The sequence below is a fragment of the Streptomyces coffeae genome, assembly GCF_016741875.1.
Classification (GTDB): Bacteria; Actinomycetota; Actinomycetes; order Streptomycetales; family Streptomycetaceae; genus Streptomyces; species Streptomyces coffeae.
In genome coordinates this window covers 1-9,702 of sequence record NZ_JAERRF010000070.1, presented here as the reverse complement: position 1 = coordinate 9,702, position 9,702 = coordinate 1, and the positions used below count along the sequence as shown (strand labels likewise).

At 66.8% G+C, this 9,702-nt stretch carries 8 protein-coding genes and 3 pseudogenes; 5 read left to right on the top strand and 6 right to left on the bottom strand.

The annotated features are described in order from the left end of the window. Nucleotides 1-189: 189 nt before the first annotated feature. Complete coding sequence (locus JK363_RS43580) at nucleotides 190-576, bottom strand: hypothetical protein (RefSeq protein ID WP_236076553.1); 387 nt, start codon at nucleotides 574-576, stop codon at nucleotides 190-192. Nucleotides 577-1,124: 548 nt separating this feature from the next. Here JK363_RS43580 and JK363_RS40635 point away from each other — a divergent pair. Next, a complete protein-coding gene (locus JK363_RS40635; RefSeq protein ID WP_201883360.1) occupies nucleotides 1,125-1,922 on the top strand; it encodes an inositol monophosphatase family protein in 798 nt (265 codons plus the stop codon). Between the two features lie 317 nt (nucleotides 1,923-2,239). Here the strand turns inward: JK363_RS40635 and JK363_RS40630 are convergent, their stop codons facing one another. Beyond that, nucleotides 2,240-2,875 (bottom strand): RICIN domain-containing protein, encoded by a 636-nt coding sequence (locus JK363_RS40630; protein ID WP_201883359.1) that lies wholly within the window; start codon nucleotides 2,873-2,875, stop codon nucleotides 2,240-2,242. Between the two features lie 406 nt (nucleotides 2,876-3,281). Between JK363_RS40630 and JK363_RS40625 the strand changes: the two genes are divergently transcribed. Further along, a complete protein-coding gene (locus JK363_RS40625) occupies nucleotides 3,282-4,139 on the top strand; it encodes a DUF1868 domain-containing protein (protein WP_236076552.1) in 858 nt (285 codons plus the stop codon). Nucleotides 4,140-4,636: 497 nt separating this feature from the next. Then, nucleotides 4,637-5,409 (top strand): annotated as a pseudogene (locus JK363_RS40620) (cytochrome P450); the annotation flags it as partial. Between the two features lie 420 nt (nucleotides 5,410-5,829). On the opposite strand, the gene JK363_RS40615 reads toward JK363_RS40620, so the two are convergent. The 3 genes from JK363_RS40615 to JK363_RS40605 all read right to left on the bottom strand — a co-directional run bounded on the left by JK363_RS40615 (nucleotide 5,830) and on the right by JK363_RS40605 (nucleotide 8,042). Further along, entirely contained in the window at nucleotides 5,830-6,462 is a 633-nt protein-coding gene (locus JK363_RS40615) for a hypothetical protein (RefSeq protein WP_307822097.1), read from the bottom strand. 79 nt (nucleotides 6,463-6,541) lie between these two features. Then, nucleotides 6,542-6,865, bottom strand: a complete 324-nt coding sequence (locus JK363_RS40610; RefSeq protein WP_201883357.1) for a hypothetical protein — start codon at nucleotides 6,863-6,865, stop codon at nucleotides 6,542-6,544. 52 nt (nucleotides 6,866-6,917) lie between these two features. Beyond that, nucleotides 6,918-8,042 carry a serine hydrolase domain-containing protein gene (locus tag JK363_RS40605; protein WP_201883356.1) on the bottom strand — a complete coding sequence of 375 codons (1,125 nt, stop codon included), beginning with the start codon at nucleotides 8,040-8,042 and terminating at the stop codon, nucleotides 6,918-6,920. A 175-nt stretch (nucleotides 8,043-8,217) separates the two neighbouring features. Between JK363_RS40605 and JK363_RS40600 the strand changes: the two are divergent. Further along, nucleotides 8,218-8,586: pseudogene (locus JK363_RS40600) on the top strand (transposase); the annotation flags it as partial. Between the two features lie 79 nt (nucleotides 8,587-8,665). On the opposite strand, the gene JK363_RS40595 reads toward JK363_RS40600, so the two are convergent. Further along, nucleotides 8,666-9,100 (bottom strand): VOC family protein, encoded by a 435-nt coding sequence (locus JK363_RS40595; RefSeq protein ID WP_201883355.1) that lies wholly within the window; start codon nucleotides 9,098-9,100, stop codon nucleotides 8,666-8,668. Between the two features lie 252 nt (nucleotides 9,101-9,352). On the opposite strand from JK363_RS40595, the pseudogene JK363_RS40590 reads away from it, so the two are divergent. Then, a pseudogene (locus tag JK363_RS40590) lies at nucleotides 9,353-9,611 on the top strand (IS30 family transposase); the annotation flags it as partial. Nucleotides 9,612-9,702: the final 91 nt, after the last annotated feature.

Sequence of the window (9,702 nt, the reverse complement as noted above, 5' to 3'; positions counted from 1 at the left end):
CCAGGAGCGTATGGCCTTCAGATGGCGTCGCAGCAGGTCGGCGAGGTAGTTCAGGGTGTGCGTGGACAGCGGCAGGCGGCATTGGTAGACCAGGGACACGGTGTCCCCGGCGTGCTCTTTGGTATTCGTCACACAATTCCAACAGCCGCCGGGGACAGCTCGGTTACGCCCCGTCTCTGTGCGGCCTGGTCACGCGCGGGTTGTGAACTTCCCATCGGGTCGTTTGTGCAGCCAGCCGCGGTCGGCCAGCTTCGTGAGCTTCCCGCGCAGCGGCTCCAGCTTGCCCCTCACCCCGGTGTCCAAGCCCAGTACCTCGCCGATCTGCCGGGTGGAGACCGGGCCGCCGGCCTGCCGCACGGCGGTCAGGATGCGTTGGTACTCCGCCGGCAGCGCGGACTCAGCCAACCCCGGCGCACGATCCGGAACCAGCCGCACCGCCCGACCCGCCACTTGGACGACCGGCGACCCGGCCTCCGTGCGCTCGTCGGCGAGTTGCTCACTCATCCGCTGCCACACCCGCTCGGCCACGGCGAGCTCATCCCGCTCAGCCCGTACCTCCGACAGCTGCTTGACCAACTGTTCTTCGAGCCCGTCTCACTCCGCACGCCGCGCGGCGATCCGCTCCAGCACTTCGGGATCCATCATGCGCCGGAGCCTAGGAGCGGCACCCACGACGACGGACAGGTATCCGCAAACCCACCCCTGACCAATGATCTACACCCCAGACTGCCGCTCACGACCAGCACGAGCACCCCGAACCGGCGTCACACCAGCACCCTGACCAGCTACTTCAAGATGGCGCAGCTTCACTGTACTTTGGCCCGACGTGGCGCCGGGCATGACGGTTGCCCGGCAGCGGGGTCACCCGCTTGCCACGCCCCTTGCTGGGCAAGGCGCGTGGGCCTTTCGGTCGGTGTAGACGTCGCAATCCACGCCGAACCCGAAAGCCCTCACCTGTTCAAGGCTGACCCAGCCCAGACCCGCCCAGCCCGTCCACAACCTCCCAGGGCAGAACAGCTAGTGCTGTGACCACATAGGTTCACCGGAGTGATGAGTGCGCGGGCGTGGGAGGTGTCGGCTGGCTTCGCGTACGGCGGGGGCGTCGCCCCGATACTCTGCACGCCGTGATCAACTCAAATGCGAGCATTGACGATGCTGAGGTTGCGATAGCTGCGGCACGGGCCGGTGCGGAGGCGGTGCGCGCCCGGTATGGGCGGCGGCTTACCCGCATCGACAAAGGTGCCGGGGACTTCGCCACTGACGCCGATGTGGCGGCTGAAGAGGCGATCCTCGGCGTCATCCGTGCTGCGCGGCCTGAGGATGCGGTGCACGGCGAGGAGGGCGGGCAGCAGGGTGTGGCTGACGCCGTGCGCCAGTGGTTGGTGGATCCCTTGTGCGGCACGCTCAACTATGCAGTCGGCAACATGCTGGTTGCCGTCAATGTGGCACTGCGCAACGGCCCGGCTGCGGTGGCCGATCCGTTCAGCGGTGAGGTCTTCTTCACCGACGGTGAGACCGCTTGGCTTCGGCGTGACGGGGGCGACACGCAGCTGGCGCCGACTGCGGCCACCCAGCTGGTGGATCTCAACCTGGATCCGCCCTTTCCGAGCGCGCCTGCGTTCAGGGCTGTGGATTTGCTCGCTCATCCTGGGTTCGTCGAACGGTTCCGGCCGCGGGTTGTGTCCACGACGCTGGCGCTGGCCTGGGTCGCGGCCGGCAAGCGCGCCGCATACGTCACCGATGGCGGTGACCTGCGCGAGAGCGTGCACTTCGCCGCTGGCGTCGCTCTGTGCCAGGCTGCTGGCTGTGTCGTCACCGGAGTCGATGGTGCTCCGGTCGGGCAGGCATGCCGTGGGCTCGTAGTGGCCTCGGACGCCGAGACTCATGGGCGGCTGTTGTCGATGATCCGCGGTCGAGCCTAGTGCTGTGACCTCGTAGATTTCGCCGGGTTTGATCAGGCTGCGGGTTGGAGTGGGCGACCGCCCCAGCGGATGCCCTTCTCACTGCGGACGCGGGCATGTCGACATCCGACCGAGGCGAGGTCAGCCGGCATCAACCCGGTGAACTGTGTGCCCGATCGGGCGACCGGCCAGAACCCGCGCGATCAGGAGCCGTCTGCCGTGAAGGTCAGCAGGGCATTACGGTCGGAAACCGATCGTGCGTGCTCACCAGCATGCGGCCGGGGCCCGCGACAGGGGGCCCCGGCCTGAGAACCGGGCGATCGAGAGCTCCTAGGGCATCACGGTTCGATCGTCCAGCGCTGATATGCCTGGTCGGTGCAGACACTGATCTCCACGTCGCCGCCCTCCCATGGCGGAGGCGTCAGGCAGCGGTGTGTGGCCTCGTTGCGCAGGCGGACGGAACCGTCGGCGTAGGGTTCCGCGAGCCAGCGCGAGCCCATGCCGTCGTTCTTGCTGTCGAGGCGGCTGCAGCCCTGCAGCACGGCACGCGCTCCGACATCGTCGTCCGGGATGGTGGCGCACTTGTTGGCGTTGGGCGCCTTGAGCCGCACGAGGTTGGAGTCCATGTCCGCGTACTGGATGTCCCACCGTTGGCTGCGCCATTGCTGATAGGTGGTCAGCGGAGTGCCGTCGGCCCCGGCTCCGTTCTGGGTGGCCAGGTACAGGCCGTTGGCCGCGCGTAGCCGGACCTGCTGGTCGCCGTCGCTCCACGTGGACACCGCGCGGGCGTCGCCCCACCACATCTGGGCGCGGCTGTCGGTGCACGGGAGTGCCATGACCAGAGCGTCCTGCCGCCTGGTGGCGGTCAGGCACAGTTCCGGGTGGGCGGAGTTGTGCCAGCGCAGCGGGGCGCCGGGCTCCTGGGAATCGTCGGGGTGCCACTGGGCGTCGACCGCGTCGCACGCCCGCATCATGACGAGCAGCGGTACCAACGGGTTCAGACCGGGGCACCTCTGGGGCTCTGCTGCCCGGCCCGCAACGGCGCCGCGGGCCGCGCCCGTGGGGCTGTTGCCGGGGTTGAAGTAGACCGGCCACTGCGGCCACTGCCCAGAGGCCAGCCGGAGCGTCGCTGGTCGACGGTTGCGTCACGGACACCAACGGCGCAAGAGCAGGCGACCCGGAAGCACTGGCACTGCGTCCGAGCCGGCGCGCCAGGGCATGACCGCGCAGCGGCCGTCCTGAACCCTTGCAAATGGTGATTAGGCGGTTCTTCCGGGTTGTTAGCCCTGCCAAGGGGCGTCTCATGGATGGAGTTCATTGACCGTTCAAGCAGCAACCGTCTCATGGCTGGCGATCCCCAACCAGGAGAGAAGGAACCCGATGAACGCCCTGCACCGACGCTCGATGCTTCTTGGTACGGCGGGTGCGCTTGCCACCAGTTTGGCCTTGGCGGATCACGCGGCCGCCGAGCCCGTTGCGGCCGAGGCGTACGACGCGGGCAACCGCAAGGACAACGAGAACTCGGGAGCCGACTCCGGGCAGTACCGGGCTCCGCTGGCGGCGGGCCCCGGCATGAAGTGGGATCTGGACGGCAACGCTCAGCGGTTTCGGGGCAATACGTTCGTGTGCCCGGTGCCGCAGGACTCGGCGTTCTTCAAGGCCGAGCAGCAGGCCATGGCGCTCATGAAGGACTCCGACCTCGCGCCACAGTACGTCTGCCTGCCCCACAACAGCCTGCACATGACTGTCTTCGACGTCATCACCCAGAACCACGTCAAGAACAAGACCCTCCCGGCGTGGCTCGCTGACTGCACGGACGTTTCCCAGGTGTCGCAACGGGTGCTCGCCCGTCTCCAGGCGCAGGGTTCCGGCCTGACGCCGCTCGGTCCGATCAACATGAAGGTCAAGGGGTTCCGTCCATTCGAGGCGAACTTCACCATGGACCTGACCCCGGCCGACGACGCCACCCGCAACGCCCTGTGGCGTGCCCGCCGCGAGTTGAGCACGCTGCTGGACGTACGCGCGGACAACTTCGACACCTACCAGTTCCACTCGACCATCGGCTATCGCCTGGTTCAGCCGATCGCAAACGACTACCCGAAGATGCGGGTACTCGAAGCCCGACTGCTGAAGCTCTTCACCGGCGCCGCCTCAACGGTCACCATGGAACACCCGGCGTTCAACCTGTTTGACGACATGTTGGCGTTCCCGCAGTTGTGGCTGATGCCGCGCGCCTGAGGGTCACTCGCGTCGCTTCGTTGATTTCTAGGAACAGCGCTTATTCGACGGTTTCCGGAGGCAGTTGGTGATCAACGGGCTCTGGAATGCCGATGAGAAATGACGGCACTGCCATGGCCCCGAACGTGGGACGGCCAGCCGCCCTGACGGGCGTCTGGCCGTCGAGGTAGGTAGCGGCAGAGGTCAGCCGGCCTTCGCAGGCTCCTCAATGAAGTCCACCGTCGGATTCCTGGTAGCGACCGCCCGCGGTGAAGGGCCACTCGGGGAGACAAGGTCGGCACGGTGGTTATGCTGCAAGCCTTTGTAGAGAAGTTCGGCCCAGGCGAGGGCCAGAGCGCCGCCGAGGCGAACGGTTCGGCGGGCCGAGGCTCAGGCGGCGGGCACTCCCAGACGTGCGGCCCGCCGCCGTGCCATCTCCGGCTCCGGCTCGGCGCAGGAACTCAAGTAGATCCCGCCGCACATGAGGTGGGCGGCGTCGCCCAGCAGGTGATGCCGGGGTCACCGCCGACCACCTGGACGCCATGGAGAAGGCCGAGCCGCCGGCGGACCTGGTGACCGCGTTCGCCAAGCCCATCCCCACCATCATGATCTGTGAGCTGCTGGGGTGCCGTACCAGGACCGGGGGTCCTTCCAGGAGCAGGTCGACTCGTTCACGAACGGGGAGACAAGCGACGAGGACCTGATAGCGGCCTATACCGCGACCCAGGACTACCTCGCGCAGCTGGTGGCCGCCAAACGCGCGAACCCCACCGACGACGTGCTCAGCGACCTCACCAACAGCGATCTGACCGACGAGGAGCTGAAGGGGATCGCCCTGCTCCTGCTGGTGGTCGGGCTCGACACCACCGCGAACATGCTGGCCCTTGGCACCTTCGCGCTGCTGCGCAACCCGGAGCGGCTGGCCACGTTGCGCGCCGATCCCGCGCTCGCCGACCGGGCCGTGGAGGAGCTGCTGCGGTACCTCAGTGTCGCCAAGATGTTCATGAGGACGGCGCTGGAGGATGTCGAGGTGGGCGGACAGACCATCAAGGCCGACTCGCAGGTGATCCTGTCGTATAACACTGCCAATCGCGACCCCGAGCGCTTCGCCGATCCCCACGTGCTCGACCTTCGCAGGCAGGACGGCGGGCACCTGGCCTTCGGCCACGGCATCCACCAGTGCCTGGGTCAGCAGCTGGCCCGCGTCGAGATGCGGGTCGCGTTCCCCGCGTTGCTCCCCACGCTGCGCCCGGCCGTACCGGCTGACCACTGGGCCGCGCAGGCGGCAACCCTGGCGTTCTTCAGCCAGGCCAGATCCTCACCTTGTAACCCTGGCGGGTGGCGTCCAGCGGGGCCAGAAGCTGGCCCCGCTTCGGCGGCTCACCGGCGCGCCGCGGCCAGGCCCTCCTCCCACGCGACGTCGTAGTGCGACCAGACCATGCCGAGCTTCTCCAGCTGCGCCACGTGTTCATGCCGCCGCGGGTGTAGAAGCGCCTGGCGTCGGCGATCCACATACCCCTGTGGGGAGGCGGCGAGAGTGGTCGCCGTCTGACCATGCTGAGTTGCGACACTCGCCCACGGTCACCGTCGTCCTCGACTCCGGCGACGACCTGGACCACACACGCGCCGCCATCGCCGCGCTTACCCCAGAGGACCGGGGGAGTCACGGTCCACCCCACCCCCGGCTCTTGGACACTCGGTCTACGACTACTCAGGAAGCGGGTGTCTCACTGGGCGCAGCCTCGCCGACGGCTGCATTCGGGGTGGCAGCCGCATAGAAGACGGACTTCTGCTGCTTGGTGCGGTGAGCTTCGCCCTTGGCTACGAGTGACTCGAGGGTGCTACGCACGACCGTTGCCTTGACCTCGCGGTCCGGAAGAGCCTGGGCGAGGGCGGCGGTGACCTCGGCTGCAGAGCGCGGTTCACGGTGCTGGGTGAGGTCATCACGCACCAGCTCCCGCAGAGTGGGAACACCTGCTTCCCGTACTCGCTTGGCGCGCCTCCTGCCTGACCCTGCCTCTTTCTGCCTGCCGCTGGTTGTGTCAGCCTGTTTCTTCGGCCTGCGCGCCGCCGGCAGCTCTGTGGACTTCCGTGCAGCGGACGCACCATCCTGAGAGCTGCTGACATCGGCGTTCCCCGGTATGTCACCGATGGCTTCGTCACCAAGGGTCTGCCGCATGCTTCGCAGCAGCGCCCGGTTGTTCTCCAGCACGGACAGCTTCTGTTGCAACGCCGTGACCTCGGAGCTGAGGCGTTCGTGCTCGGCAGAGTTGCGTTCGAGATCGGCGGTGATCTGCGCCGCGTACTGGGATTTCAGGCTGGTGTTATCGGCAGAGGTGTCCACCACAAGCTCCCTCGTCTGGGTTCGCTTTTCATGTTGGTGCTGGATAGTACATCTGCGCGATGCTTCGCGACTGCTGACTTCAGCGTGCAGGTGTGTAGGCGATCCGGGTGTCGCGGCAGCCGTCCGCGAGTTCGGTGAGCGCGGTCACTTCGTTCGGGTCTGCCGACAGTCCCCAGCGGGACGTCACCACGGTCCATTCCCCGGTGTACCGGCAACCGGCTCCCGGGTCGGAGGGAAGCCGCTGGGCGGGATGCTGATCGGCCTTGGAAGGGTTCTCCCGAGCACTCACCGCAGCCAAGGACCTCGTGTCACCGAGATCGTTGGCGTCGTCCTGGCGCTCCTGCGCTGACCAGTTGGAGGCACCGCTGTCCCGGCGCCCCGCGGCCCGCGGGGCCCAGGACACTGCTCCCGTCAGCGCTGCGCGAATGAAGCGAACAACCCAGGGCTTTTTAGCTTTAGTTCAGCGTCAGTGCCTTGCAGGCGGCCTGGAGTAGCTTCTGACCGCGTGGGTCGGTGAGGCCGAGGTGGGTCATCTGGTTCATCACATACGCGATGGTCATGTTCGCGTCGAGGTCGTTGACAACCAGTGATCCGCCCCTTCCACCCCAGTAGCAGGTACGGACGTTGGTCGTGGTGACCGGCGCATCGCTGGCGTTCAGGGCGTAGCCGATGCCGAAGCGCAGGGGAATGCCGAGTACAAGATCGATGCTGTGGGACTGTTCGTCGAACACCGCGCGGCAGGTTGTTTCGGAAAGAAGGCGCCCCCATGGCGTCCGGCCTCCGGAGGCGAGTACCGACTGGATAGCGGCGACAGATCGTGCGTTTCCGTAGCCTGCCGCGGCAGGGATCTCGGCGCGGCGCCACTGGGCGCTCCAGGTGTCCTGGGCGGTCACGTACGCTCCGACCGGAATGGTCACCCGTGGGTTGGCTGCGGGTGCGGGGCCGGGTGAGGGGATGACCTCGGAGACACGGTGATCGTGTTCGGCTGCGAGGCCGATGTGGAAATCGGCGCCCAGTGGCGAAGCGATCTGTTCGGCGAAGAACGTGCCGATTGACTGCTGGCAGATGCGGCGGATGACCTCGCCGATCAGAAAGCCGTAGGTGAACCGATGGTAGCCGGACGCCGTGCCAGGTTCCCAGCGGGGCGACTGGCGGGCCAGAAGGGTGGTGGCCTTCTCCCAATCGCACAAGTCGTCAAGTGTCATGGGCTGATCCCAGTCGGGGAGACCAGCGGTGTGGCTGAGCAGGTGCCGGATCTCGATGCGGTCTCTTCCGGCGATGCCGAACTCGGGCCAGTATTTCGCGACCGGTGCGGACAGGCCGAGTTCGTTGCGATCGGCGAGAACGAGAGCACACAGGGCGGTCATCGTCTTCGTGGTGGACCACACGTTGGTGATGGTGTCGCGCTGCCATGGTTGGGTACGTGCCGGGTCGGCGTACCCTCCCCACAGGTCGACGACGAGTTCGCCGTCGAGGTAGATCGCCACCGAGGCGCCGACATCCGCTCCGCTGCGTAAGGAGTCGGCGAACGTCTCCCGTACTGCGCCGAACTGGTCGCTACAGTTGCCTTGAATTTCCATGTCGAGCGAGGTCTCCGATCTCAGTGCGTCGCTATGGGGCGGTTAAGGCGGGCAGCGAGTTCGCGGATCTGAGGCGCTAAGCGCAACCAACGGGCGGTCACGCGAGGATCGACCTCGGCGGGGGAGAGCCTTCGTGTTCAAGCTGTGCTCGAACATCATCCAATTCCGCCTGGGGGTAATCGACGCCGATACCCGACTCGTCGCCGCTGTCGGCCGGCCGGTCACCGGCAACCGCAACGACTGCAAGGCGTGGGAACTGTCCGGTGCGAAGGCCGCCGTCGGCCGGACCACGGTCATCGCGGACGGCGGCTACCGGGGCACCGGCCTGGTCATCCCACACCGCCACGAACGCGGCCAGACCGAACTGCCTGCATGGAAGGAGGAGCACAACACGTCCCACCGCAAGGTCCGGGCCCGCGTCGAGCACGTCTTCGCGTGGATGAAGACCTGGAAGATCCTTCGTGACTGCCGCCTGAAGGGCGACGGCATTCACACCGCGATGCTCGGCATCGCCCGACTTCACAACCTCGCCCTCACTGGATGACTTCCGCCCCACACGAGACCACCTTGAAGAGAGGCGTGAGGGAGACGGCTCCCCCCAATCTCGCCGTCGCGGAGGATGCTCAGTCGAGACAGAACTCGTTGCCCTCGATGTCCTGCATCAGGATGCACGACTCGTTCTCGTCATCGGCAAGCAGCGTTCGCACGTGTACCGCACCGAGCGCGACCAGTCGTGCGCATTCGGCCTCCAGTGTGGCGAGGCGCTCTTCACCTACGAGTCCGGTGCCGGCCCGCACGTCGAGATGCACCCGATTCTTGACGATCTTCCCTTCGGGAACGCGCTGGAAGAGCAGGCGCGGGCCAGCACCCGAGGGATCACTGCACGCGAAGTAGGTGACCTGATCCTCAGGCGGCAGCGAGCGATGGTAGTCCTCCCAAGTGGCAAACCCCTCCGGGATCGGCGGTACGACGTACCCCAACACCTCGCACCAAAAACCGGCGAGGCGCGCAGGTTCTGCGCAGTCGAAGGTGACTTGGAACTGCTTGATCGATGACATCGGCGCACCATAGCAGGGAGACTCTGTTGCTCATTTCCCGGTGTGAATCCGCATGTTGTCGGGAGGACGGCCCCTGCTGGCCGCTGCTGTGTCGTGCGGTTGCAGGGGGGCAACCGATGTCGATGCCTCCAAGGGGTTGCCCGCCGTTCCGGACCAGACCGCGGCCACGGCCCTCGCCGCGTTTCCCGACGGCAGCCTGCCGATCCGGGTCCGCACCTACGGAGAAGACTCCTCCCGAGTGAGGACCGGAAGGCCGCCCATGGCTCCTTCACCCTCGCCACCGACGTCCCGGTCTACTTCTGCGAGCCGGCCAGCCCCTGGCAGCGCGGCTCCAACGAGAACACCAACGGCCTGCTGCGGCAGTACTTCCCCCAAAGCACCGACCTGTCCGGGCACACACCCCAAGCACCTGGCGGCCGTCGCCGCCGCACTCAACAGCCGACCACGCAAAACGCTCGGCTGGGAAACCCCAGCCGAGTGCCTCGCTGAGCTCCTGGCAACAGCCAGTTGATCACTTGTGTTGCAACGACCTCTGGAATCCGCCGACAGTGCCCGGGGTCTCGTGCTCCCGTCCTGGCTGCATCCCTGGTCGGGTGGGCTCG

Coding starts and splice junctions, on each gene's coding strand:
- JK363_RS40630 (WP_201883359.1), bottom strand. CDS start 2,875: ATGATGCGGGCGTGCGACGCGGTCGACGCCCAGTGGCACCCCGACGAT.
- JK363_RS40625 (WP_236076552.1), top strand. CDS start 3,282: ATGAACGCCCTGCACCGACGCTCGATGCTTCTTGGTACGGCGGGTGCG.
- JK363_RS40605 (WP_201883356.1), bottom strand. CDS start 8,042: ATGGAAATTCAAGGCAACTGTAGCGACCAGTTCGGCGCAGTACGGGAG.
- JK363_RS40595 (WP_201883355.1), bottom strand. CDS start 9,100: ATGTCATCGATCAAGCAGTTCCAAGTCACCTTCGACTGCGCAGAACCT.